Annotated in this window: 22 protein-coding genes, 1 other RNA gene and 1 other annotated feature; of the genes, 4 read left to right on the plus strand and 19 right to left on the minus strand. The window is 36.6% G+C overall.

Features of this window, described 5'->3' with window-relative positions:
* Positions 1 to 12 precede the first annotated feature (12 nt).
* Genes KHA93_RS08870 through KHA93_RS08880 form a run of 3 tightly spaced genes read right to left on the minus strand, consistent with a single transcriptional unit; the run spans position 13 to position 2,263 of the window.
* The gene (locus tag KHA93_RS08870) at positions 13 to 1,155 is read right to left on the minus strand and encodes a cysteine desulfurase family protein (protein WP_213110413.1); all 1,143 of its coding nucleotides are present in this window, start codon (positions 1,153 to 1,155) and stop codon (positions 13 to 15) included.
* Positions 1,156 to 1,175: 20 nt separating this feature from the next.
* A complete protein-coding gene (gene cymR / locus KHA93_RS08875) occupies positions 1,176 to 1,595 on the minus strand; it encodes a cysteine metabolism transcriptional regulator CymR (RefSeq protein ID WP_213110414.1) in 420 nt (139 codons plus the stop codon).
* Complete coding sequence (locus tag KHA93_RS08880; protein WP_213110415.1) at positions 1,595 to 2,263, minus strand: YczE/YyaS/YitT family protein; 669 nt, start codon at positions 2,261 to 2,263, stop codon at positions 1,595 to 1,597. The genes cymR and KHA93_RS08880 overlap by 1 nt, the downstream gene beginning before the upstream one ends.
* A 118-nt stretch (positions 2,264 to 2,381) precedes the next feature.
* Here KHA93_RS08880 and KHA93_RS08885 point away from each other — a divergent pair, with 118 nt between their 5' ends.
* Positions 2,382 to 3,650: a replication-associated recombination protein A gene (locus tag KHA93_RS08885; protein ID WP_233711095.1), complete on the plus strand. Its 1,269-nt coding sequence runs from the start codon at positions 2,382 to 2,384 to the stop codon at positions 3,648 to 3,650.
* 253 nt (positions 3,651 to 3,903) lie between these two features.
* Here the strand turns inward: KHA93_RS08885 and KHA93_RS08890 are convergent, their stop codons facing one another.
* The 6 genes from KHA93_RS08890 to KHA93_RS08915 all read right to left on the minus strand — a co-directional run bounded on the left by KHA93_RS08890 (position 3,904) and on the right by KHA93_RS08915 (position 8,958).
* Positions 3,904 to 4,668: a tRNA threonylcarbamoyladenosine dehydratase gene (locus KHA93_RS08890; protein WP_213110417.1), complete on the minus strand. Its 765-nt coding sequence runs from the start codon at positions 4,666 to 4,668 to the stop codon at positions 3,904 to 3,906.
* Positions 4,669 to 4,838: 170 nt separating this feature from the next.
* Positions 4,839 to 5,027, minus strand: a non-coding RNA gene (gene ssrS, locus KHA93_RS08895) — 6S RNA.
* Positions 5,028 to 5,116: 89 nt separating this feature from the next.
* The gene (gene aspS, locus KHA93_RS08900; protein ID WP_213110418.1) at positions 5,117 to 6,898 is read right to left on the minus strand and encodes an aspartate--tRNA ligase; all 1,782 of its coding nucleotides are present in this window, start codon (positions 6,896 to 6,898) and stop codon (positions 5,117 to 5,119) included.
* 12 nt (positions 6,899 to 6,910) lie between these two features.
* Positions 6,911 to 8,182, minus strand: a complete 1,272-nt coding sequence (hisS, locus tag KHA93_RS08905) for a histidine--tRNA ligase (protein ID WP_213110419.1) — start codon at positions 8,180 to 8,182, stop codon at positions 6,911 to 6,913.
* Between the two features lie 94 nt (positions 8,183 to 8,276).
* Positions 8,277 to 8,507: a binding site (T-box leader), on the minus strand.
* 110 nt (positions 8,508 to 8,617) lie between these two features.
* Complete coding sequence (locus KHA93_RS08910; RefSeq protein ID WP_213110420.1) at positions 8,618 to 8,794, minus strand: hypothetical protein; 177 nt, start codon at positions 8,792 to 8,794, stop codon at positions 8,618 to 8,620.
* Positions 8,791 to 8,958, minus strand: a complete 168-nt coding sequence (locus KHA93_RS08915) for a hypothetical protein (RefSeq protein WP_213110421.1) — start codon at positions 8,956 to 8,958, stop codon at positions 8,791 to 8,793. Before KHA93_RS08915 ends, KHA93_RS08910 begins: the two co-directional genes overlap by 4 nt.
* A gap of 234 nt (positions 8,959 to 9,192) precedes the next feature.
* Here KHA93_RS08915 and KHA93_RS08920 point away from each other — a divergent pair, with 234 nt between their 5' ends.
* On the plus strand, positions 9,193 to 10,449 hold the full coding sequence (locus tag KHA93_RS08920; RefSeq protein WP_213110422.1) for an N-acetylmuramoyl-L-alanine amidase family protein: 1,257 nt from the start codon (positions 9,193 to 9,195) through the stop codon (positions 10,447 to 10,449).
* A gap of 49 nt (positions 10,450 to 10,498) precedes the next feature.
* Here KHA93_RS08920 and dtd read toward each other — a convergent pair whose 3' ends face one another.
* The 7 genes from dtd to KHA93_RS08955 all read right to left on the minus strand — a co-directional run bounded on the left by dtd (position 10,499) and on the right by KHA93_RS08955 (position 20,565).
* The gene (gene dtd / locus KHA93_RS08925) at positions 10,499 to 10,936 is read right to left on the minus strand and encodes a D-aminoacyl-tRNA deacylase (protein WP_213110423.1); all 438 of its coding nucleotides are present in this window, start codon (positions 10,934 to 10,936) and stop codon (positions 10,499 to 10,501) included.
* A 12-nt stretch (positions 10,937 to 10,948) separates the two neighbouring features.
* Positions 10,949 to 13,138, minus strand: coding sequence for a RelA/SpoT family protein (locus KHA93_RS08930; protein WP_213110424.1), 2,190 nt, complete (start codon positions 13,136 to 13,138; stop codon positions 10,949 to 10,951).
* Between the two features lie 672 nt (positions 13,139 to 13,810).
* Positions 13,811 to 14,323, minus strand: a complete 513-nt coding sequence (locus tag KHA93_RS08935; protein ID WP_213110425.1) for an adenine phosphoribosyltransferase — start codon at positions 14,321 to 14,323, stop codon at positions 13,811 to 13,813.
* Positions 14,314 to 16,659, minus strand: a complete 2,346-nt coding sequence (recJ, locus tag KHA93_RS08940) for a single-stranded-DNA-specific exonuclease RecJ (protein WP_213110426.1) — start codon at positions 16,657 to 16,659, stop codon at positions 14,314 to 14,316. The genes KHA93_RS08935 and recJ overlap by 10 nt, the downstream gene beginning before the upstream one ends.
* Positions 16,660 to 16,691: 32 nt before the next feature.
* Positions 16,692 to 17,606, minus strand: coding sequence for a cation diffusion facilitator family transporter (locus KHA93_RS08945; protein WP_213110427.1), 915 nt, complete (start codon positions 17,604 to 17,606; stop codon positions 16,692 to 16,694).
* A 252-nt stretch (positions 17,607 to 17,858) separates the two neighbouring features.
* Positions 17,859 to 20,126 (minus strand): protein translocase subunit SecDF, encoded by a 2,268-nt coding sequence (gene secDF / locus KHA93_RS08950; protein WP_213110428.1) that lies wholly within the window; start codon positions 20,124 to 20,126, stop codon positions 17,859 to 17,861.
* 124 nt (positions 20,127 to 20,250) lie between these two features.
* On the minus strand, positions 20,251 to 20,565 hold the full coding sequence (locus KHA93_RS08955; protein ID WP_233711096.1) for a post-transcriptional regulator: 315 nt from the start codon (positions 20,563 to 20,565) through the stop codon (positions 20,251 to 20,253).
* Between the two features lie 121 nt (positions 20,566 to 20,686).
* Here KHA93_RS08955 and spoVB point away from each other — a divergent pair, with 121 nt between their 5' ends.
* Positions 20,687 to 22,234, plus strand: a complete 1,548-nt coding sequence (spoVB, locus tag KHA93_RS08960) for a stage V sporulation protein B (RefSeq protein ID WP_213110429.1) — start codon at positions 20,687 to 20,689, stop codon at positions 22,232 to 22,234.
* Between the two features lie 5 nt (positions 22,235 to 22,239).
* On the opposite strand, the gene KHA93_RS08965 is transcribed toward spoVB, so the two are convergent.
* On the minus strand, positions 22,240 to 22,893 hold the full coding sequence (locus KHA93_RS08965; protein WP_213110430.1) for a DUF421 domain-containing protein: 654 nt from the start codon (positions 22,891 to 22,893) through the stop codon (positions 22,240 to 22,242).
* 171 nt (positions 22,894 to 23,064) lie between these two features.
* On the opposite strand from KHA93_RS08965, the gene KHA93_RS08970 reads away from it, so the two are divergent.
* A complete protein-coding gene (locus KHA93_RS08970; RefSeq protein ID WP_349772346.1) occupies positions 23,065 to 23,424 on the plus strand; it encodes a TIGR04086 family membrane protein in 360 nt (119 codons plus the stop codon).
* A 357-nt stretch (positions 23,425 to 23,781) separates the two neighbouring features.
* On the opposite strand, the gene yajC is transcribed toward KHA93_RS08970, so the two are convergent.
* Positions 23,782 to 24,054, minus strand: coding sequence for a preprotein translocase subunit YajC (gene yajC / locus KHA93_RS08975; RefSeq protein ID WP_213110431.1), 273 nt, complete (start codon positions 24,052 to 24,054; stop codon positions 23,782 to 23,784).
* 31 nt (positions 24,055 to 24,085) lie between these two features.
* Positions 24,086 to 25,225 carry a tRNA guanosine(34) transglycosylase Tgt gene (gene tgt / locus KHA93_RS08980; protein WP_233711466.1) on the minus strand — a complete coding sequence of 380 codons (1,140 nt, stop codon included), beginning with the start codon at positions 25,223 to 25,225 and terminating at the stop codon, positions 24,086 to 24,088.
* Position 25,226 lies beyond the last annotated feature (1 nt).

The following is a 25,226-nucleotide window of genomic DNA, read 5'->3' on the forward strand; positions in this document are numbered from 1 at the left end:
TGCATCTTCCTTTCATTTTTGAAACCTGCGAACAATCCTTGCTGTCTCTTTTGCAGCTTCTTTTACTCCCTCTATTTTATTTCCAAATCCGAAGCTAAAGCGAATAGAGTTTCTTATTCGTTCTGATTCTGATCCATACATGGCTACAAGCACATGCGAAGGCTCGATTGAACCAGCTGTACAAGCAGATCCACTTGAGGCAGAAATTCCCGCCATGTCTAGATTTACTAGCATGGCCTCTACATCCGCTCCAGGGAAACTTATATTTACAATATGTGGGAGAGAGCGATCATTAGATCCATTGACGTAAAAATCAACTTGTTCTGATTTCAACGTTTCTATAAAAACTTCTTTTAATTGCTTATATTCCTTGTTTTTTTCTTCAATTGTTTCCAATATAATAGCTGAAGCCTCCGCGAATCCGGCAATTAACGGTAGGCTTTCTGTCCCAGCACGTCTTTTTAATTCTTGTTCTCCACCGAAAGTACTTGGATTGAGCTTTGTTCCTGACTTTATATATAAAAATCCAATCCCTTTTGGTCCATTTATTTTATGTGCTGAAACGGACAATAAATCTATGTTTAATTCTTTTACATCTATCTTAATTGTTCCATAAGCTTGAACTGCATCCGTATGGAAGAACGCCTGATGGATACTTAAAAGTTCAGCGATTTCTTTTATCGGTTGAATGACACCTATTTCATTATTGCCAAACATAATCGAAACAAGTATCGTTTCAGGACGCAAAGCTTCTTGAACTGAATCAACAGATATCAAACCGTTTTCGTCAGGAGAAAGATATGTGACATCAAAGCCTTCTTTTTCAAGATATTGACATGTATGGAGAACAGCATGGTGCTCCATTTTTGTCGTAATAATATGATTGCCTTTATGTTTATTTGCTTGAGCAGCTCCTATAATAGCTAAATTATCAGCTTCCGTCCCCCCGCTAGTAAACACAATTTCAGAAAAAGAAGCGTTTATACTTTTTGCTAAAATAGTTCTTGATTCATCCAAAACCTTTCTTGCTTCCCGACCAAATGAATGGATGCTAGATGGGTTTCCAAACGTATTAGACATAGTAATTGCGATTTTCTCTGCAACAAGCGGATGAATCGGAGTCGTTGCAGCATGATCTAGATAAATTCTATTCATGTTTTCCACCTGTTTCTAAATTAAATATAGAACATATACGCATCAGGCGTATTGTCGTCGGAATGATTAGCCAGATCCTCAACAGTCGTATTATCCAAAACTTCTTTCACAGCATCACGAATTCTCATCCATAATTCACGTTTTGCTGGTTCTTCTTCTTCAATTCCTTCTACTGGGCTGATAGGACCTTCCAAAACACGAATGATATCTCCAGCAGTTATTTTTGATGGTTCATCTGCCAATACGTAACCGCCATAAGCCCCTCTAATACTTCTAACAAGACCAGCATTCCGTAGTGGACCAGCCAATTGCTCTAAATAATGTTCAGATAGATCGTGGTTTTGCGCAATTGATTTTAAAGAGATTGGCCCTTCTCCATGTCTTTTTGCCAATTCAATCATTATCGTTAATCCATATCTTCCTTTAGTTGAAATTTTCATTAACTTGCACCCCGTTCTAATTCTTTCCCTACGTTATTATTTATCCTTTTTCTTAATAATATTTTATCAGTTAATCCTTGACATTGTGGTAAAGCAAACCCAATAAACGTTCCTATGGCTACACTAAATATGAGCGTTCCGACAAAAACAGGACCCCCTAATAGCCAGCCTATGAATAGAACGACAATTTCCATTATCCTGCGAACCGTAGACACTTTCCAGCCTGTTTTTGCCTGCATAGCAAGCATAAAACTGTCTCTTGGTCCCGCTCCAAGTTTCGCTGATAAATAAATGCCCATACCATATGAATAAAGTATCATACCAAAAAGAAACATTCCTATTTTACCTAAAAGAGTGATTGGTTCAGTTAGAAATGGCAGAAGCATGAACATATCTATAAAAATACCAATGAGTAGCATATTTAAATACGCACCGAATTGCGGCCACTTTTTTATCAATAATGCAGAACTACCTAAGATCGTTATCCCAACGAGAATCGACCAAGTCCCAATCGATAATCCTAATTGATAATATAACCCAACATGCAATACATCCCAGGGTGAAACCCCAAACTCTGATACTATCATCAAAACAATTCCAAGAGACATAATAAGTAAACCTATCGTAAATATGATAAGTCTTAATAATAATTGGTCGTTTTTTTGCATTCTGGTATACTCCTTTGCATTGCTCCATTATAACACACACATATTCTTATATGCATATCTACTGCAGTTTTGATATGATAGAATGAATAATATAGAACATAAGTTTGGAGAGATCATTTTGAAAAATCAACCTTTAGCCTTTAGAATGCGTCCCCAATCAATTGAAGAAGTGTCTGGGCAACAGCATTTAGTTGGAGAAGGGAAAATTATTGCAAGAATGGTGAAAGCAAAACAACTGTCTTCTATGATCTTGTATGGCCCTCCTGGAATCGGAAAAACATCGATTGCCAGTGCAATTGCCGGAAGTACAAAATATGCCTTCAGAACATTAAATGCTGTAACGAATAATAAAAAAGATATGGAAATTGTTGCTGCAGAAGGAAAGATGAGTGGAAAAGTCATATTATTATTGGATGAGGTCCATAGACTTGATAAAGGAAAGCAGGATTTTCTGCTTCCTTATTTAGAAAATGGAACGATTATATTAATAGGGGCGACAACAAGTAATCCGTATCACGCCATAAATCCTGCCATTAGGAGCCGTTGTCAAATTTTCGAGCTTTTTCCTTTAACAGATACAGAAATAAAAGAAACTTTACTAAGAGCACTTGAGAACCCTGAAAGAGGACTTGGATCATACTCCATTAAACTTGAGGAAAAAGCTTTATATCATCTGGGAACTGCAAGCAATGGAGATGCTAGAAGTTCATTAAACGCATTAGAACTTGCTGTCTTATCAACTGAACCAGACGAAGACGGCGTGATTCATATAACGGAATCTATTGCAGAAGAATGCCTCCAAAAAAAGAGCTTGGCGCATGATAAAGATGGAGATGCACATTATGATGTACTAAGCGGGTTTCAAAAATCAATTAGGGGAAGCGATGCAAATGCAGCCCTCCATTATTTAGGACGATTAATAGAAGCTGGTGATTTGCCGAGTATATCAAGACGGCTACTAGTCATTGCATATGAAGATATTGGTCTTGCCAATCCACAAGCTGGACCGCGTACACTAGCAGCAATTCAAACCGCTGAAAAGATAGGATTTCCAGAAGCTCGAATCCCATTAGCGAATGCAGTAATAGAACTTTGTTTATCACCAAAATCCAATTCTGCCATCTGTGCAATTGATGAAGCACTTGCTGATATTCGAGCTGGATTAAGTGGTGAAGTTCCACTTCACTTAAAAGATGCGCATTACAAAGGTGCTAAGGAGCTCGGAAGAGGGATCGATTATAAGTATCCCCATGATTATGAAAACGGCTGGGTGAAGCAGCAGTATCTCCCAGATAAATTGAAACATAGACAATATTACAAACCAAAATTTACTGGAAAATTTGAGCAAGCACTGGCTACAGTATATGAAAAAATAAATAAAAGCTAAAACAAATCGGATGTGCTTTTTCATCTATATAAAAACTTCAGCGTCTAAAGTTTGGGATAAATGAACACGACAAGTGACGAGGCGATGTTCACTTACGCAAACGAAAAGGTCAAGATTATTGCTAGTCATAGGTGTTTGAGCTATGGAAAACAGCTATTTCCAGTAATATTATCAAAGGTTACCAATTTTATTGTTTATCTGAGGAATAAAAAAGGCAGCTAAGGAAAAATCTTCTTAGCTGCCTTTTGCTTATTTAGCCTTCATTAACTCTATGGATATGAATGTCTTTCAAAATTTCACGGACGACGTAACTTGCCATGATAAGGCCAACCGATGATGGAACAAATGCGTTAGAAGATGGTGGCATCTGGGCTTTTCTAATCTCAGATTCATCCTTCCCAACCGTTTTTCGTACGTCCTCCCGAATAACAATAGGACTCTCATCTGAGAAAACAACAGGAATTCCTTTTTTGATGCCTTCTTTTCTTAACCTTGTTCTAATCACTTTTGCAATTGGATCTGTATGCGTTTTGAATATATCTTTAATCATTAAACGTGTTGGATCCATTTTATTGGCTGCTCCCATTGAAGAGATGATCGGGATTTCCCGCTTTAAACATTCTTTAATTAGATGAATTTTGTAAGAAATTGTATCTGAAGCATCAACGACAAAATCAGGCTTATGTTCAAAGAACGTTTCGTACGTTTCTTCTGTATAAAACATTTTTAAAGCAACAACTTCACATTCAGGATTAATATCTTCAATTCTTTTTTTCATTAAGTCAGCTTTAGGCTGCCCTACTGTTGACAGTAACGCAATAAGTTGTCTGTTTACATTCGTAATATCCACATCATCTTTATCAACTAGAATGATTTTTCCAATATTTGTTCGAGCTAAAGCTTCAGCAGCAAATGTCCCTACTCCGCCTATACCAAGTATGGCAACTGTACTATTTTTCAATAATTCCAAACCTTCTTTTCCAATTGCCAATTCATTTCTCGAAAATTGATGCAACATATATATCAGCTCCAAGTATGTTCAATCTTTTATATTCTGATTTAGGATAAATGAAAAAATTCGGTTTTTCAATAGAAAAAAGGTTCATTGTCTTCCAAAGAGCCCATATATCCCCAAAATCTCCAAAATAAAAACAGCCTTCTTTAAAAAGGCTGTTTCGTACAAATGGAAAAAGTCCCAATCGTGCCGTCCTTTAAAAATCCTTTGTTTTGAACCCGCTCTTGGCAGGTGGGTGTCCTGCTCCAGGCCTTACGTGTCCTCTCGTGGAGGCGTGCATTTAGTCTGGAAACTCCAAACTCCCGTAGGTATGAGATGTCGGTCAAAACGAAAAGGTATATAGACGAACACATCAGGACTTTCTTTATTGATTAAATACTATCATAGGAAAATTCATTTTTCAAACGTAAATACATGGGAATTTATCACTAATTTCACTGTTACAAATCCATTACAAAACCTTTTCGGCCTTTGCATTCACAGTAAGATGCAGTTCTTTTAGTTGTGCTTCACTCACTTCATCAGGAGCTTTCATTAACAAATCACTAGCACTGGCTGTTTTAGGGAAAGCAATTGTATCACGAAGACTATTTCTGCCCGCTAAAAGCATGACAATTCTATCTAGTCCTAGTGCGATACCACCGTGAGGAGGTGTACCATATTCAAATGCTTCCAACAAAAATCCGAATTGTTCTTTCGCTTCTTCCTTTGAAAATCCAAGAACGTTAAACATTTTTTCTTGTATGTCACGCTCAAATATACGAAGTGAGCCTCCACCTAATTCATATCCATTTAATACTATGTCATATGCTTGTGCTTTTACCGCGCCTGGATCCGATTCAAGCTTATCCAAATCTTCGCGTGCAGGCATAGTAAATGGATGATGAGCTGCATAATATCGATTTTCTTCCTCGCCATATTCCAACAATGGCCATTCTGTTACCCAAAGGAAATTATATTGGTTTTGATTGATTAAACCTAGATCTTTACCTAGTTTTAAACGTAAAGCTCCTAATGAATCTGCAACTACTTTTTTAGAATCAGCAGCAAACAATAGCAAGTCTCCTTCTTCCGCCGAAAGGAATTCACAAAGCTCACTTTGATCAGTTTCAGTAAAGAATTTTCCGATTGGACCTTTTAATCCTTCAGATTCAACTTTGAGCCAAGCAAGACCTTTAGCACCATAACGAGCTGCAAATTCACCTAAACCGTCAATATCCTTTCTAGAATATTGGTCGGCACTACCTTTTACGACTAATGCTTTTACTTGACCTCCAGCAGCAATGGCATTTGAAAATACTTTGAAACTTGAGTTTTCGACAAGCTTTGAAATATTTTGTAGTTCCAATCCAAAACGAGTGTCCGGCTTATCGGATCCGTATCTTTCCATCGCTTCATCATAAGGCATAATTGGGAATGGAGTCTGAATTTCAAGCCCCTTTGTTGCCAGCATTACTTGCTTCATCATGCGCTCAACCATTTCCCTAATATCATCCTGGCTCATAAAACTAGCTTCAATATCAATTTGTGTAAATTCTGGTTGGCGGTCTGCACGTAAATCTTCGTCGCGAAAACATCTAGCAATCTGATAATATTTATCAAATCCACTTACCATCAGTAATTGTTTAAATAATTGTGGTGATTGCGGTAAAGCAAAAAATTCTCCTGGATGTACCCTACTAGGAACTAAATAATCCCTCGCCCCTTCCGGAGTACTTTTCGTTAATATAGGAGTTTCTATATCTAGATAACCCTCTTCATCTAAAAAATTGCGAATCGTTTTAGTAACAATGGAACGCATTTTAAAAACATCGAACATTTCCTGTCTACGAAGATCTAAATATCGATATTTTAAGCGAATGTCTTCTGCAGCTTCTGTATTGTTTTCAATCATAAACGGAGGAGTTTTCGCTTCGTTAATAATCGTCACTTCGGAAACGACTATTTCAATTTTCCCTGTTTTCAAATTTTCATTAATTGTTCCATCTGCTCTTGCCACAACTGTTCCACGTACGTCCACAACGTACTCATTTCTAACTTTTTCAGCAACCTCTAAGGCAGCCTTCGAAACCTCAGGATTAAATACTATTTGTACAACACCTGTTCTATCTCTAAGATCAATAAATATCAATCCACCTAAATCACGACGTCTCTGGACCCATCCTTTTAAAATCACGGACTCTCCGATCGATTTTTCAGTAATCTCACCGCAGTAATGTGTTCTCCCAAACATTCAAAATCCTCCTCATCGGCATAGCTTGCTAAAGTCATTAATAAAATTCTCTAACGAAATTTCAATTTGTTCTCCTGAAACTAAATTCTTTACAGCTATTTTACCAGTTTCCAATTCATCATCGCCTAATATAATCGCGAATTTAGCTCCTAGTCGTTCTGCAGCTTTAAATTGTGCTTTTAGTTTTCGATCTAAATAATCTCGATCAGAAGAGAATCCCGCTTGACGTAATTTCTGCAATAATGTAACGGAATAATCTTTTGCTTTTTCACCAAGAGAAATGATATAGCAATCCGCAGTATGTTCTGCTTCAATATTTATACCTTCTGCTTCCAAAGCACTTAATAGTCTTTCCATACTTAAGGCAAATCCGATTCCTGGAGTATCCGGACCACCCATTTCTTGCACTAGACCATTATATCTTCCGCCACCGCATAAAGTGGTGATCGCTCCGAAACCTTCAGCTTCACTCATAATTTCAAAAGCAGTGTGATTATAGTAATCCAATCCCCTTACAAGAGTTGGGTCCACTATGTAATCAATGCCAATGGCTGATAAGTATTGCTTAACTTTTTCAAAATATTGCTTTGAATCCTCATTTAAATATTCAAGAATAGATGGAGCTGACTTCATTAATTCATGATCACGATCTTTTTTACAATCAAGAATTCTTAGCGGATTTTTCTCAAGTCTTTTTTGACAATCACTGCAAAATTCTCCAATTCTTGGTTGAAAATGATTGATCAATGCCTTTCTATGAGCAATTCTGCTCTCATTATCACCAAGACTATTTAGAACAAGACGTAATTTCTTTAATCCAAGTGATTTATACAATTCCATCGCTAGAGAAATAACTTCTGCATCTATTGCAGGATCCATGCTTCCTAGTGCCTCTACCCCAAACTGAACAAATTGACGGTATCTTCCCGCCTGTGGGCGCTCATAACGAAACATTGGCCCCAAGTAATAAAGTTTTACTGGTTGTGTGGCATTTCCAAACATCTTATTTTCAGCAAAAGATCGAACAACTGAAGCCGTCCCTTCCGGCCTAAGTGTTATGTTCCTTCCACCACGATCGTCAAATGAGTACATTTCCTTCTGAACAATATCAGTCGTATCTCCTACTCCACGCAAAAAAAGTTCTGTATTTTCAAAAATAGGAGTTCGAATTTCATTGTATTGGTATTTTACACATATCTCTCTTGCTTTTTCCTCGATGAATTGCCACTTTTCCACCACGCCAGGAAGGATGTCTTGCGTCCCTCTCGGTATTTGTATGGCCATAATAATTCCTCCTTTTTTACATAACAAACTAGTAGCAATAACTATAAAGGCATGCGTCCATATAATAAAAAACTCTCGTCTCTTGTTCCGAAAAACAAGGGACGAGAGTTTGATTCCCGCGGTGCCACCCTTTTTGAAGCTGAATGAACAGCTCCCACTTAAACAGTTATCGCCTGAATACGTCCATTCCTACTGGGATAAATCTGTTCGAAATGGAAGCCTACGGAATGTGCTTCATTGAGTTGATTTGGAGAAATGCTTTCAGCCTGGGCATCTCCTCTCTTTCCATCCGGCGCTCAATTACTTTTTCCATCATTGGCTCAATATGTTAGCTATAGCTACTTTTACTATACACATAATTATTAATTTATAATACGAATATCATAAAACTTTGTCAATACATACCATAATTGTTTTTTGATTCGAGTTTAAGACCTATGATTTCTCCATTCTTTTTTTAAATCCTCTAATCCCCTTCATCGAAAACCCGTATTCCGAAAAAGATTCCTCCATCATGATATAGCTTTCTTTTTCTATACTATTTTTATCATTCAAATGAAATAGTTGAGATGCACTTAAAGAAGCTATTTGATTTTGATCATTTACTCTCAACTTACTGCCTCCTTGCCATTTTTAGTTAGTTTTGCCCATTTTAAAAATATTAAAAGGATTTTCCCTACTTTTTCTCGAATAAAAATTTGATTAGAATAAAGAAAGATTGGTAAAATAAGTATTTGAGTTAAAAATAATAATGTAAGTGCCTTACTTTTCGACATACTTTGTACAGGATGCTGTTCCGTGGTCGTTGACAACAGACGTGGGCATATAAGTCGACGTACCTTTTATTTTTTCTGAAAAGATAAAAGAACATGATGGGTTTAATTGGCTCTATCGATGTTGATTAATAGTAGGTACAAAGACAATAAATTTTGATAGTTGCTTGGACTAGAAATAATAAATCATTGAAAATATTATCTTTATTTCGAATATAAGAAAGGCGGTTTCATTTCTTGGCGAAAAAACTATTTTTATTTATAGTTATTCCAGCATTGCTCGTTACACTTTTCGTTCGATTTTCGCCTAGTTTAGCTGATTCAGATACGATTGTTATTACTGGTGATATGGTAAATGTTCGCGAAAAACCGGGTGCAACTTATACAATCATTACCCAAATACGAAAAGGGGAAACGTATGAAGTAAAAAATCAAAAAGACGGCTGGTATGAAATTAAGCTTCCATCCGGAAAAAGAGGTTGGATTGCAAATTGGTTGGCACAAGAACAAAAGTCACCAACAACTACAAATAAGGGTATGGTGACAGCTGACCATTTAAATATTAGATCTGAGCCGAATCTTTCCAGTTCCGTACTTGGAAATCTCCAAATGGGTGACGAGATAATAATTTTAGATACAGTTGATGATTGGTTTGAAATAGAATATTCATCAGAGCGTGCCTGGGTTAGTAGCAATTATGTAGAAAAAATCGAGGCCAATCTGCCTACTTCAGTAATCCAAGATGAAAATTATGTATATGCATTATACGAAGGTACAAATATTAGAAAAAAGCCAACATTGAAATCCAAGATCGTAGGACAAGCGTCTACAAAGGATGTATATAAAGTATTGGATAAAGAAGGAGATTGGTATAAGATTGAATACGCTTCAGGTAAAACGGGATATATAGCAAGTTGGATTGTCACAAGGACGAATGAAGTATCAAATAATGGCGGTAACGCAAAAACAATCGTTATAGATCCTGGTCATGGGGGACGTGATGAAGGAGCCGCAGGTGCGAATGGGACAATAGAAAAAGATTTAACGATGAATGCAGGTCTACTTCTTAGTGAAAAATTGAAAAACGCCGGTTTTAATGTTGTATTAACTAGATCTTCTGATGAATACATTAGTTTACAAGATCGAGCGGAACTTGCTTATATTAAAAATGCAGATATTTTTATTAGTTTACACTTTGATAGTATCGAAGACAGTACAGTCCATGGACATACGACTTATTATTATTACGATAACGAAGTAGAAATAGCTGAAACAATCCACAATCAAATATCAAATACGATTTCATTATCAGATCGTGGAGTCCGGTATGGTGACTATTATGTACTTAGAGATAATCGGCAACCATCGGTATTGCTAGAACTGGGATATTTAAGCAATCCTGCCGAGGAAGAAGTTATAAAGACAAATTCTTATATGGAGAAAATAACAGATGCGATTGAAAAAGGAATCGTACAATACTTTTCCAATCAATAACTCAAATAAAAATGGCGTTAACCTATATAATTAAGGTTAACGCCATTTATTATCTCTCTAAGACAAGTGTAACCGGGCCATCATTTATTAATTTAACATCCATCATTGCCCCGAAAACACCCGTTTCTACCTGAATCCCTTTTTCTTTTAATAGGTTATTGAAATGAAGATATAATCCTTCAGCGTGTTCCGGTTTTGCAGCATTCATAAAGTTGGGTCTGCGACCTTTACTACAGTCTCCATAAAGAGTAAATTGTGAAATGGATAAAATGGCTCCACCAACATCAAGGAGAGAACGATTCATTTTACCTTCTTCATCTTCAAAAATTCGTAAATTGACAATTTTATCTGCTAGCCATTCACATTCTTTTTCAGTATCTTCATGGGTAATTCCTACTAATAGTACGAAGCCATTGTTAATGGCTCCTGTAATATTACCATCAACTGTTACACTTGCTTCTTTGCTTCTTTGTAACACAACTCTCATTATTAAACTCCCTTAATTCATGATCCGTCTTACTGCATATATATCCGGAATTTGTTTGATTTTATCTACAACCTTATGAAGATGGCCGATATTTTGTATGGAAATTGACATCAGTATTGTTGCCATTTTATTGCGATCGGTTCTTCCCGTTACTGCTGTAATATTTGTTTTTGTTCCACTTACTGTTTGTAGAACTTCATTTAATATGCCACTGCGATCAAATCCTGAGATTTCAATATCAACATTATACTCTTTTCGATTTGTACAATCGTTCTCCCACTCTACAGGAATTAATCTAGTTTCCATTTCATTTGTATCTATATTTGGACAGTCGGCTCGATGAACAGATACACCTCGACCTTTCGTAACAAAACCGATAATCTCATCTCCAGGAACTGGATTACAGCATCTCGATAAGCGGATTAGCAAATTGTCGGCACCTGTCACTTTTACACCGGCGTCATGACGTTTTGGAGCGGGATTAGTTTTAACTTCAGCCAAAATTTCTTTCTCAGCTTCTTCTTGGTCTCTTAATTTTCTTAATTTTTCTGTAAGACGGTTAGCGACTTGTAATGCTGAGATCCCATTATATCCAACACTTGCAAACATATCATCTTCATTACCAAAGTTGAATTTATCTGCAACTTTTTTTAGATTTTCAGCAGTCATGACCTTTTTAAGATCAAAATCCATTTCCCTAATTTCTTTTTCAACAAGTTCTCTACCTTTAAGTATATTTTCCTCTTTACGTTGTCTTTTGAAAAATTGTCGAATCTTATTTTTTGCTTGTGAAGTTTGTACAAGCTTTAACCAATCCTGACTTGGTCCATATGAATGCTTAGAAGTAAGAATTTCAATAATATCCCCAGTTTTTAATTTATAGTCTAAAGTAACGATTTTACCATTCACTTTAGCGCCTATCGTCTTATTCCCTATTTCTGAGTGAATCCGATAAGCAAAATCAATCGGAACGGATCCAGCAGCAAGTTCAATAACATCACCTTTAGGAGTAAAAACAAACACCATATCAGAAAAGAGATCGATTTTTAATGATTCCATAAATTCTTCTGCATTCTCGGATTCGTTTTGGAACTCGAGGATTTCTCTAAACCAAGAAAGCTTTTTCTCAAAAGACGCTTGAAGAATCATTTTTTTGCCTTCTTTATATGCCCAGTGGGCAGCTACCCCAAATTCAGAAATGCGGTGCATTTCTATTGTTCTGATTTGCACTTCTAAAGGATCTCCTTTTGGCCCTATAACAGTCGTGTGGAGAGATTGATACATATTCACTTTTGGCATTGCAATATAGTCTTTAAATCGGCCAGGCATCGGTTTCCAACATGTATGGATGATTCCTAGAACGGCATAACAATCTTTTATACTATTAACAATGATCCTAACTGCAAGCAGATCGTATATTTCGTTAAACTGCTTATGCTGCAGGACCATTTTGCGATATATTGAGTAGATGTGCTTTGGCCTTCCATAGACTTCAGCTTTAATTTCCATCTCCTCTAGGCGGTCATTAACCTCGGACATGACATCTTCAAGATATTGCTCCCGTTCTTCCCTTTTTCTTTTCATAAGATTTACAATACGATAATATTGCTGTGGATTTAAATACCGGAGAGCAGTATCTTCAAGCTCCCATTTGATTTTAGATATCCCGAGACGGTGCGCTAATGGAGCAAAAATTTCTAATGTTTCATTTGCTATTCTTCTTTGCTTTTCAGGAGGTAAATGTTTAAGAGTGCGCATATTATGAAGTCTATCTGCCAATTTTATCAAGATAACCCTAATATCTTGCGCCATGGCGATAAACATTTTCCGGTGATTTTCCGCTTGTTGTTCCTCATGCGATTTGTATTTAATTTTCCCTAACTTCGTGACACCATCGACAAGCATTGCTACTTCACTGCCAAATTCCGCCTGAATTTCAGCAATAGTAACCGACGTATCTTCCACTACATCATGAAGAAAACCACCCATCAATGTTGCAGGATCCATCTCTAAATCAGCAAGGATCCCTGCGACTTGTATCGGATGAATAATATAGGGCTCTCCTGATTTACGAAATTGATCTTTATGAGCAGAACTTGCAAACTCGTACGCTTTTTGTACTAATGCAACATTTTCATCATTTAAGTATTTTTTTGTACGAATTATCACTTCTTCCGCTAATATTTTTTCAGATTTAGCCATGAGGATCACCTTTTTATGAAAAATAAGTATTATATATAATTATTGAATATGATATCTATTATCGAGAAAAGAGTCACACTTGTAAAGGTTTTGACAATATTTTTTATTGGAAAAGCGTAAGCGCCTTGCTTATCGACGTATAAACTTCAGGTCCTTTGACTGAGATAAAGGAAACACGATGAGCCTTAAAGGCGAATCGATGTTGACTTATCGTAGGGAAAAGGACAAGAAGTTTACTAGTCGATAGGCGCCTGGAGCTAGACATGGAAAAGCGAAAGGCGCCTGCTAATCGTCGACAAGCAAATGTTCTAATACGCAAAAGTCGATCTTTGAATTTTAGCGTATCAGGTTATTTGACCTCGAGCCGATGGCGCCTAGAGCTAGACAAGGAAAAGCGTTAGCGCCTTGCTTATCGACGTATAAACTTCATGGCCTTTGACTGAGATAAAGGAAACACGATGAGCCTTAAAGGCGAATCGATGTTGACTTATCGTAGGAACAAGGACAAGAAGATTCCTAGTCGATATGCGCTGGAGCTAGACATAGTATGAGATAAATTGACAAAATAAAACAAATAGCAAAGCTGCCCTCGACAAACCGTTTAATTACAGGTTTTGGGACAGCCTTACTATATTGAGCATACATTATTGTAAATTTCGCGTAATGAAAAAATTAGAAAGTCATTAGTGATAAAATGTCATAGCCTTCTAAATTTTCTCTTCCATTTAGGTAAGATAATTCAATAAGAAATGCAATTCCTGCAACAACACCGCCAAGTTTTTCAACTAGCTCTATTGTAGCTTGAATTGTTCCACCGGTCGCTAATAAATCATCTGTGATCAACACTCTCTGTCCAGGTTTGATTGCATCCTTATGTATAGTAAGGGCATCTTTCCCATATTCCTTCCCATATACCGCTTTTATTGTTTCTCGCGGTAGCTTCCCTTCTTTTCGTACAGGTGCAAACCCAAGGCCTAATGCATACGCCACCGGACATCCAATAATAAATCCTCTAGCTTCAGGACCGACAACAAGATCGATTTTCTTTTCCTTTGCATATTCTACGATTTGGTCAGTAGCATAATGATATGCCTCACCGTGGTCCATCAAAGTCGTTATATCCTTAAAAATGATCCCTTCCTTCGGCCAGTCAGGAACGATTGTAATAAATTGTTTTAAATCCATGCGCTTGCTTCCTCCTCATTTGACACTGTATGTGCCACCCTTTCATCGAACCACGATTTTAATTCTTCATTCGATGAAAACAATAGTAATTTTTCCACCATTATTTGTTCTTGTTTTTGTCGGTATATTGGTGAATCTGATAAATCTTTTTTCTGCTTTTCTGGATTGATATGAATTAATCCATCCTCTATTGTAACAAAATTTAATTCAAAAAACACTTGTGACATAAACTTAACTGTTTCTATTGACCAACCACGATGATTTGCTAGACCTTGTCCAAATTTGTTTACATCGAACGTTTGGCGTTTTAAAAGAAATGCGTAATACCATTTAAAATGATCTCTTGTTGGTAAAATAGAAAAAAATTGTGATTCTTCATGATAAAAATGCGCATAAATACGATCCGGTGACTTCCCTCGAATGAGGCAATCTAATATGTCTAATTCTTGAGGCAAATCAAACAATATAATTTGTCTCCCATTAATATCTAATTTGCTAGCATCCTCTTTATTTCTAACCACTAAAATATTGTGGCTGTCGTTAAAGTTATTCATATTTTTCTCAGAAAAAATAATGAACAGCTTCATAGGGTCAGCTATATCTAATTGCTTATTGCCACGAATATCAAACAACTGCCATTCATGAATGGCTAAATCTTTCATCATAATTTGTGGCTTTCTCATATTATTCCATTCATTAATGGAAAGTTCTCCAATAACGGATACCTTTGCATCCGGTGAAATGTCATCTGCTAAATGGCCAATATTAAATCCAACTCCATCAAGCTTATTTCCATCCTTTTCTAAAGTAACTTTTAAATGGTTCTTATTTGCACCAATTTTTCTTACATCGTTAGCAACAATACTTTGGATTATTACTTTTGGCTTTGGATTTCCCATTCCGTATGGAGCGAGTAAGTCTAATTGGGCGATTGCTTCAATATTAATTTCATCTATGTCTAATGATGCATCCAATTCAGTAACAGGGATAAAATCTTCTGCTGATAGCTGATTTCCACAAGCTTCATTTAATTTTTGACGTAAAAGATCAACATCCTCAATATTTAATGTCATACCAGCAGCCATAGGATGTCCTCCAAAGTGAGGAAGTAAGTGGGACATGGCAGACAAATTTTTATATAGGTCAAATCCAAGAATACTGCGAGCAGAGCCTTTTGCTAACCCAGTATTGTTATCATAGCTTAAAACGATGACTGGTCTATAAAAGCGATCTACTAGTCTAGAAGCAACTATTCCAATTACACCTGCGCTCCATCCTTCTTTTCCAATAACAATAACGTTATTTTCATTAGGATGAAAATCTCTTTCAACCATCGCAACTGCTTCATTCGTTATTTCGGTAACATATTGTTGCCGGTCTTTGTTCATGAGATCTATTTCTTCAGCAAGTTGCTCGGCCATGTCAATATCTGTAGTCCTTAATAATTCCACCGCTGGAGCAGCATGATTCATTCGCCCCGCGGCATTTAATCTTGGTCCAATTGCAAATCCAACTGTCTCTTCATTAATTTCCGATAATTTTGTTCCAGATATCTTACACAATGCTTGAAGACCAAGACGAGTAGTATGGGTCAATTTTTCCAATCCAGACTTCACTAGAAGACGATTTTCTCCATGCAATGGCACAAGATCAGCGATTGTTCCCATGGCAACAAGATCAAGCAATTCTTCAGGAAGTTCACCATAAATAGCGTGAGCAAGCTTAAACGCAACTCCAACACCAGCAAGTTCTGAAAATGGATAATTAGAATGAGGAAGTTTGGGATGGATAATGGAAAATGCTTCAGGAAGTATATTTCCAGGTTCATGGTGATCCGTGATGATCACATCCATACCAAGATCATTTGCAAGCTTTATTTCGTTTACAGCGGAAATCCCGGTATCCACAGTAATGATTAGTTTTATACCACGATCCCATGCCTCCCTGAAGGCATTTTCATTAGGCCCATATCCTTCAGTAAAACGATTAGGTATGTAATATGAAACATTGGCATTCATTTTTGTAAGAATATCCATCATAACTGAAGTACTAGTAACGCCATCAGCATCGTAATCACCGAAAATCAATATCGGCTCATTTGTTTCAATAGCATACTTAATTCGATTAACACTTTTCTCCATATCTTCGAATAAAAAAGGATTATGAAATTCGACATTATCTGTATATAAAAAACTTTTTGCCTTGTTAACGTCATTTAACCCACGATTTATAAGCAACGAAGCTAAAAGTGGGGCGATATTTAATTGCTCTGCAAGCTCTTTAGCGATTTGATCATTCTTATCTTGAACAATCCATCTCGTTTTAGGATATAACATTGGTACACCTCTCTAACTAACATAACTTAAAGTTAAAAACTTTCATTCCTTCTTTCATCCGGATGATCAGGATTAATATGAACAAAAACATCATGGACGTTTGGATGCTCCATAAGTTTGGATTTTACCTTTTTACCAATTTCATGTCCTTCCTTCACCGTTATGTTAGGATCAACTGATATTTTTAAGTCTATGATAACATAATATCCGTGTTCTCTCGCATGAAGTTCACCAATTTCTCTTACTTCATGTACAGATGCCACCAACTCCCTAAAGTCAGTCGTATCTTCTTCGTGAAGAACATGATCCAAAGTATTATGAATCGAATCTGATCCAAGTTTCCAAGCCATCTTTAATACAAGGATGGAAACAATCACACCCGCTATTGGATCACCAAACTCTAGCCAGTGAACATCGATTTTTTTCCCAATAATGGACGCCCCAATTCCTATTAAAGCGGCGATTGAAGAATATACATCTGACCTATGTTCGTATGCATTAACAATTAACGCAGCACTGTTTAATTTTTTCCCTAAACGATATTTATATTGAAAGAGTGCCTCTTTCACAACTATAGAAAAAATAACGGCATATATAGCAATACCACCTGGTACTTCGATTTTTGTAAATAAAGCAGTAATGGACGATTTTCCAATTTGCAACCCTGCCAAGAAAAGGATGACAGCAACGATAATTGCAGCAATGGATTCAGCTTTTCCATGCCCGTAAGGATGATCTTCATCTGGTGGCCTTTTTGCAGCACGAAGTCCTATATAAACCGCTAGCGATCCTGCTATATCAGATGCAGAATGGACAGCGTCCGCGATTAGTGCCTTACTATTAGCTTTCAAACCGATGAATCCTTTTACGATCGTTAAAATAATATTAACAATGATCCCTAACCATGCTGCAAATTCCGCTTGTTTAAAACGATCATCCTGCTTCATTGTTGTACTCCTTTTTTCCATATATCTTTGCATAAATTAGTATTCGACTTTACCGGCAAAAAAAACCGCAGAATGTTCTGCGGTTTGGTTATTTCTTTGTCCAGCTCCAGCGCCTATCGACTAGCAAACTTCCTGTCCTTTTCCCTACGATAAGTCAACATCAATTCGCCCTGTAGGCTTATTGTGTTTCCTTTATCTCATTCAAAGGCCTAGAAGTTTGTACGTCGATAAACGAGGCGCTTGCGCTTTTCTTTATACTTGTGGCTCATCGGACCATTTCTTTTTCTCTTTCACAGTGTTGATCGGTCCCTTTTTCCTAAGCTCTTTCACTTTTAAATCGTACCACCACTGCGCGGAAATGAAGATGGAAGAATACGTTCCGGCTAGAAGCCCCACTAATAATGCAATTGCAAAATTTCGAATCGATTCACTTCCTAGTATTAGCAATGCAACTACAGTAATGATGACTGTCAATACAGTGTTGATAGAACGGGTTAATGTTTGACGTAAGCCCTTATTTACAACGTCAGCAATATCTTGTTCCGTTTTTAAACGTTTTTTGGCCGTCATGTTTTCTCGAATCCGGTCAAAGGTAACGATTGTATCGTTTATGGAATAACCAACAATGGTTAATACTGCAGCGATAAAGGTCAAGTCTACTTCTAGCCTTGTTAAACTAAAGAAAGCGAGGATAAAAAATGCATCATGTAATAGACCAAGTACAGAAGTTAGTCCCATAGCATATTCAAATCGGAAAGACACGTAAATAATAATTCCGATTGCTGCAAATAACAAAGCATACAAAGCATTTTTCACTAGTTCTTTCCCAACCGTTGAAGACACGGTGCTTACGTTAGGTTCTGAACCATATTTATCGGTAAAATGTGTTTTCAATTTAGCAATTTCTGTCTTGTTGAAAACACCTTTATAACGTGCAATACCAATTTCATTATTAGCTCCAGCTAGTACGATATCATCTGTTGGGAACCCTATTTCAGTGAGTTCAGATTTTACCTCTTCCGACGTTAAAGTCTTTCCAGCATTAATATCTACTCTTGTTCCAGCTGAAAAATCTATTCCTAAATTCAATCTAAAAATTCCTAATATGATTGCTCCACTCAATATTAAAATTGTAGAGAATACATAGAATTTTTTTCGATGTTTTACAAAATCAAACTTATCAAAACGTGTCGGAAGATCATGAGTTGTCATGTTGTCCGATAGGGCAAAAATACTAGAACGTTTTACCCCAAACCAACCTGGCTTATCTTTAAGGAAACGGCTGTTCACCCATAAACCAAGTAAAAGTCTAGAACCATATACAGCTGTTAAAAAGCTCATTAATATACTAATGATGAGCATTGTTGCAAACCCTTTGACAGAGCTTGTCCCAAAATAGAATAAAACAACCCCGGCCAGTAGTGTTGTAATGTTTGCATCTAAAATCGCAACAAAGGACGATTTATTCCCAGCTTCAAAAGCAGACTTAATCGATCGTCCTACCTTAATTTCTTCCTTAATCCGCTCGTAGGTTAAAATATTAGCATCCACCGCCATACCGACCCCTAAAATTAAGGCGGCAATACCTGGCAAGGTCAATACACCATTCATTAAATCAAAAATTAGCAGAATTAAGTAAATGTAAATGGAAAGAGTAATTACTGCTATAACCCCAGGGAAACGATAATAAGCAAGCATGAATAGAAAAATAATCGCAATTCCTAAAATCCCTGCTTCTATTGTTTTATTAAGTGCTTGTTCACCAAACTGAGCACCAACTGATGTTGAATACACTTCAGTTAACTTAACTGGAAGTGCACCAGCATTTAAAAGATTTGCAAGGTTCTCGGCTTCTTTTTGTGTAAAATGTCCCTCTATTGAAACTTCTGTTGTATTAAATACTTCATTAACATTTGGTGCCGAAAGCATTTTTGTATTTCCATTGGCTACGGCATCTTTGTAAGAATCTACGCCTTCTTCAAAATCCAACCAAATAACTAACTGGTTATTTGGAGCCATATCAACAATCTTCTTCGTTACATCTCGAAATTTCTTTCTATCTTTTATTTCAACTAATACAATAGGTTGATTATTTCTAGAAGAAATGGTTGCTTTTGCCCCGCCCTGCTTTAAATCCGTACCAGAAAGCATAAGATTGTCATTGACATCTCGAAATGAAAGAGTTGCTGTAGTTCCAAGCGTTTCACGAGCCTGATTTTGGTCTTCGACTCCTGGTAACTGAACCCTTATACGATTAGTACCTTCTATCTGGATACTTGGTTCACTTACACCAATGACGTTGATACGATTATTTAGAGCTTCCGTTGTATGTACAAGAGTATCTCTATCGATTTTTTGATTTTTATTAACTGCCGTTACATCATAAAGAACTTCAAAACCACCTTGAAGGTCCAGTCCTAGCTTAATTTTTTTAATAATAGGATTTGTTGTAGTCCCAATTAAACTTGCCATTAATATAATGATAAGAAAAAAGGCGACAATTCTGCTTCTTTTAACCATTAACTATAGTTCCCCCTTGCCAATGTTGAACATTGAACGTATGCATTAAGTATTACGTTTTTTCCCAAATGTAAGTTAACCTTTTCTCATTATGAATCAGTTAAAAAGCAGTGTCAATGCATCACTATTTATCTTTCGGCACTAATAACTCTTGCAATTCCTCACTATCTAATTCCGAAAACCAATCTGGAGATTTAAAAGCTTCGACCGTGGCAAAATTCATAAACTCTCCAACCTTCATCGATAAAACATCTGAAACTAATTCGTAAATCCTAATCCCCTCTTTAGGTTTTCTCCACTTTTTTTTCGTCAAAAAAGTCCAAATGTCTTCCATTTTTACTTCACCATATCCTAGTACGGCAAATTCTTCTGCTTTACTAGTAAGTACAGGTGATAACATATGTAAATATGAATCATAAGGATGATGAGAAGAGTCCATGATTTAACCGCCTTTCAAATATTTTCTAAACGATCTCTGACAACTTGTCATGCTTTGTCCACATCCCTGCATATACTTCATTGTAATCGATTGATAGTGATTTGAGAAGGCAGGGACAAAAATGACTAAGTTTCTAAGAGGAACCATTATTTTAATGGCTGCTGGATTAATAACAAGACTTCTTGGATTCATCAATAGAATTGTAATTGCAAGAATGATTGGTGCAGAAGGTGTAGGTTTATTTATGATGTCTTTTCCTACCCTTATTCTTGTCATTACTTTAACGCAAATGGGATTGCCTGTCGCCATATCAAAGGCAGTCGCGGAAGCAGAAGCAAGAGGAGATAGAAAAAAAATAAAAAAAATACTTGCTGTTTCCCTAGCTGTAACAGGTAGCTTATCCATTATTTTTACACCAGCTCTAATTTTAATGGCTCCTTATTTATCCAAAGCTCTTTTTACAGATCCTAGAACGTATTATCCATTAGTAGCAATATCCCCAATAATACCAATAGTGGCTGTTTCATCTGTTATTCGGGGATATTTCCAAGGAAAACAAAACATGAAGCCTGCCGCCAATTCCCAAGTAATCGAGCAAGTTGTGCGGATTGCATTAATTGCATTTTTCGCCAAAAAATTTCTACCAATGGGGATTGAATACGCCGCTGCTGCCGCCATGGGTGCATCCGTACTTGGGGAATTGGCATCCCTCGCCTATTTATTTATGATGTTTAAAGTAAAGAAGAAATTCCCTATACGAAAAAACTTTTTTAAATCTGTAAAAGCTGGTAGAAAAACGTTAAGTGAATTAATGGAAGTAGCTTTGCCTGCTACCGGAAGCAGAATGATTGGATCACTTGCATGGTTTTTTGAGCCAATTGTTGTCTCTCATAGTTTACTTATTGCTGGAATTGCTGCTGGGGTTGCAACGAAGCAATATGGGTTGTTGACCGGATTTGCATTACCTTTACTTATGCTGCCTTCCTTTATTACCCATTCGCTTTCAACATCACTTGTTCCGGCCATTAGTGAAGCAAATGCATATCGAAATTATAAGCTTGTCGAGCACCGACTACAGCAAGCATTAAGGTTTGCTCTTCTTACAGGTGGACTAGCTGTTGTTGTGCTGTATATATTTGCCGAACCCCTCATGACTTTAATGTATGGCTCACCAAATGGCTATGGATTTATTAAATTAATGGCTCCTTTTTTTATATTCCATTATTATCAAGGACCCCTTCAAGCCATTCTACAAGCATTGGATTTAGCAAAGGCTGCTATGATCAATAGTCTTATTGGCGCAGTATTAAAAATTGCAGTTATTTTTGCACTTGCTTCTCAGCCGCAATTCGGAATCAATGGGGCTGCTCTTGGAATTGCCGCCGGAACCGTTCTAGTTACGATGCTTCATTTCGCAACAGTCCTGAAAAAAATACAATTTTCCATATACTTTTGGGACTATGGAAAATTTATTATCGCCACTTTGTTTGCAGGGATAGCCGGAACAATTTGTTATAAAACTACATTAATAGAAAGTCCAGAATTAGTTCGTCTTCTGTTAGGAATCAGCATCACCACTATAACGTATCTTTTTTTCTCTATTTTGTTTAATTTATTAACAAAAAGTGATTTATTAAGGATTCCTTTCATAAATCGTTTTATTCGATAGATTGGTTATTTCGGATCATCGAAATAATCTATAAAAAACTTTCCATCTTGAAAGCTACAAAAAGATATTTGGTTAATTTCATGATGACCACGGTCAGATAGTTCTTTTCTAAGCCAAGCCTCATCTTTTTGTATTTCTCCTAAATGTTCTTGTTGTATTTTTCCATTTAATATAATAGGAAGCGTATAAGTAGCCGGTTTCTTTTTATTTGATTTTTTTATAATCGATAACTCTCCAGAGGTTTCAAGTATTGCGAATTCAACATCGGCAATGTTCGTTATATCTTTCGTTCTAAGCTGCATGAGCAAATCGTCAAAATTATAACGAAGCTTCTTCATCATTTTTTCATCAATTTCGCCTTTACTGATGATTAGAGATGGCTTTCCATCAATGATACGTCTAAACTTTCTACTTTTTAAAGATAAAAAGGCCATACACAATTGGATGACTAAAAGTACTGCCATCGGAACGATCGTATTAAATATAGGATCTGTATGTTGTTCAATTGCGATAACTGCCATTTCACCAAGCATGATGAATACAACTAAATCCAATACGCTTAGCTCACCAATTTCTCGCTTACCCATTATCCTGAAAATAACAAGGATGACCCCATACAAGAGAATTGTTCGTAAAATAATGATAATGAATTTTTCCATTCTTTTTCCTCCTCTTCATTACACAATTTTTAGTATGTCCTATTAAATGAGAAAAATTGTGGAAAAAACATTCTAAAAACGAAGTAAATGAATAAGCATGTACAGAGATAGGTCAGTAGTGGAAAATGGAAGGAGTGTATACGTATAGAAGCAAAAAAATTCGGAATATCTATATTATCTGGGGTTATTGCTATTTTACTTTTAGGTGTTATGACAAGTATGATATTTTCCCTCATCCTACAATTTACTGATACCCAGGAAAAATCAATTAACTTGCTTATCACAATTATTTCTTTTTTCTCGGTATTTGCAGGTGGTTTCGTTTGTGGGGGAAAAGGTAAACAAAAAGGTTGGTTAATAGGAGGTACAACGGGACTCGTTTACAGTCTACTTATTTTTTTGTACCAATATTTAGGTCACAGTACTGTTTTTACATTCGAACAGCTAATATACCATATTTGCTATATTTTAACGGCAATGATGGGAGGAGTGCTAGGCGTAAATATATTATCCGGTCCTGTTCATAATTAAAAAAGAGCAAACCATTAGCTAATGGATGATCTTTGTTGTTTCTTTGTTATTACTAAAGGGACTGGCATTCTTACCTTGACATTGAATAAGTAAGCACTAAAAGGATGGAAGACCTTTTGTCTTTGAGATCATCGGACTTAGGAATTCCATCCTAAAGATTGATAACCTTTAACAACGAAATTAGTACTCCTTAGGGCTTCAATACAACCATGGGTGACTTTCATTCCTGTAAGAGCATCAATACAACAACTACTTTCCTGAGCGAGACTCAATTGAAAGTGCGATGACTTCCCCTTTAAACATTTCACTAAATAATAAAAAGAAGCTGCCAACACTGACAGCTTCTTTTATTAATTATTAATTTCCGCCTACAGACTCTACAACATCACGAACAGCAGCACGATCATATGTAAGCCTACTTCCATCGCCACATTTAATGACGACTTTTCCATCATCTATTGCATCAACAATACCATGAAGCCCGCCAATTGTAACGATCTTGTCCCCTTTTTGCAAACTACTTTGCATGTTTTGAACCGCTTTTTGTCTCTTTTGGTTTGGTCTTATTAGTAAGAAATAAAACAATACAAACATCAAAATAAACGGCGATAATCCTATTAACGTTTCCACTTTATCATTCCCTCCTTTATGTCTAAAGTTATTAGAAATTTTTCGCGTCTGGAAGATTGAATCCATATCGCTCAAAAAATTCTTCTTTGAAGTCACCAAGACGATCTTCTTTAATCGCATTCCTGACTTGCTTCATCAATTTTAACAGAAAATATAAATTATGGTAAGTCGTAAGTCTAATTCCGAACGTTTCGTCACATTTTATTAAATGCCTTATATAAGCACGAGAGTAATTTCTACAAGTATAACAATCACAATTTTCATCAAGAGGTCCAAAATCCTTTGCAAATGCAGCGTTTTTAATAACCAATCTGCCATTACTTGTCATACATGTTCCGTTTCTAGCTATTCTCGTTGGTAATACACAATCGAACATATCGACTCCACGAATAGCTCCATCAATTAACGAATCCGGAGAACCGACACCCATTAAGTATCTTGGTTTATCACTTGGTAAAAGTGGTGTAGTAAATTCCAACACTCTATTCATTACATCTTTTGGTTCACCGACCGACAATCCACCAATCGCATAGCCTGGAAAATCTAATGAAACTAAATCTTTTGCACTTTGTGTTCTTAAATCTTCGTATTCCCCACCTTGGACAATGCCAAACAGTCCTTGATCCTCAGGTCGCTTATGAGCTTTTAAGCATCTTTCCGCCCAGCGTGACGTACGCTCCACTGATTTTTTCATATATTCATGTGTAGCAGGAAATGGCGGACATTCATCAAAAGCCATCATAATATCTGAACCAAGGGCGTTTTGAATTTCCATCGCTTTTTCAGGTGATAAAAATAACTTATCTCCGTTTAAATGATTGCGAAAATGCACACCCTCTTCTTCAATTTTTCTAAAATCACTTAATGAAAACACTTGAAAGCCGCCTGAATCTGTTAGGATCGCCTGGTCCCAGTTCATAAATGAATGGAGACCACCCGCTTCTTTGACAATATCATGCCCAGGACGAAGCCATAGATGATATGTATTGCTAAGGATTACACCAGCTCCCATTTCCTTTAATTCTTCCGGAGACATCGTTTTAACAGTAGCGAGCGTTCCTACAGGCATAAACATTGGCGTTTCATATGATCCATGGGGTGTATGAATGATCCCGAGGCGAGCGCCAGTTTGCTTACATGTTTTTATCAATTCGTATGTTATCGCAGTCAAG

The sequence above is a fragment of the Lederbergia citrisecunda genome (assembly GCF_018343695.1).
Classification (GTDB): Bacteria; Bacillota; Bacilli; order Bacillales; family Bacillaceae_C; genus Lederbergia; species Lederbergia citrisecunda.

Excerpts from the sequence above, each read along its gene's own strand:
- KHA93_RS08870 (WP_213110413.1), bottom strand. The coding sequence starts at position 1,155 with ATGAATAGAATTTATCTAGATCATGCTGCAACGACTCCGATTCATCCG.
- cymR (WP_213110414.1), bottom strand. The coding sequence starts at position 1,595 with ATGAAAATTTCAACTAAAGGAAGATATGGATTAACGATAATGATTGAA.
- KHA93_RS08880 (WP_213110415.1), bottom strand. The coding sequence starts at position 2,263 with ATGCAAAAAAACGACCAATTATTATTAAGACTTATCATATTTACGATA.
- KHA93_RS08890 (WP_213110417.1), bottom strand. The coding sequence starts at position 4,668 with ATGTTGCATCAATTTTCGAGAAATGAATTGGCAATTGGAAAAGAAGGT.
- aspS (WP_213110418.1), bottom strand. The coding sequence starts at position 6,898 with ATGTTTGGGAGAACACATTACTGCGGTGAGATTACTGAAAAATCGATC.
- hisS (WP_213110419.1), bottom strand. The coding sequence starts at position 8,182 with ATGGCCATACAAATACCGAGAGGGACGCAAGACATCCTTCCTGGCGTG.
- KHA93_RS08915 (WP_213110421.1), bottom strand. The coding sequence starts at position 8,958 with ATGTCGAAAAGTAAGGCACTTACATTATTATTTTTAACTCAAATACTT.
- dtd (WP_213110423.1), bottom strand. The coding sequence starts at position 10,936 with ATGAGAGTTGTGTTACAAAGAAGCAAAGAAGCAAGTGTAACAGTTGAT.
- KHA93_RS08930 (WP_213110424.1), bottom strand. The coding sequence starts at position 13,138 with ATGGCTAAATCTGAAAAAATATTAGCGGAAGAAGTGATAATTCGTACA.
- KHA93_RS08935 (WP_213110425.1), bottom strand. The coding sequence starts at position 14,323 with ATGGATTTAAAACAATTTATTACAATCGTTCCTGACTGGCCGAAGGAA.
- recJ (WP_213110426.1), bottom strand. The coding sequence starts at position 16,659 with ATGTTATATCCTAAAACGAGATGGATTGTTCAAGATAAGAATGATCAA.
- KHA93_RS08945 (WP_213110427.1), bottom strand. The coding sequence starts at position 17,606 with ATGAAGCAGGATGATCGTTTTAAACAAGCGGAATTTGCAGCATGGTTA.
- secDF (WP_213110428.1), bottom strand. The coding sequence starts at position 20,126 with ATGGTTAAAAGAAGCAGAATTGTCGCCTTTTTTCTTATCATTATATTA.
- KHA93_RS08955 (WP_233711096.1), bottom strand. The coding sequence starts at position 20,565 with ATGGACTCTTCTCATCATCCTTATGATTCATATTTACATATGTTATCA.
- spoVB (WP_213110429.1), top strand. The coding sequence starts at position 20,687 with ATGACTAAGTTTCTAAGAGGAACCATTATTTTAATGGCTGCTGGATTA.
- KHA93_RS08965 (WP_213110430.1), bottom strand. The coding sequence starts at position 22,893 with ATGGAAAAATTCATTATCATTATTTTACGAACAATTCTCTTGTATGGG.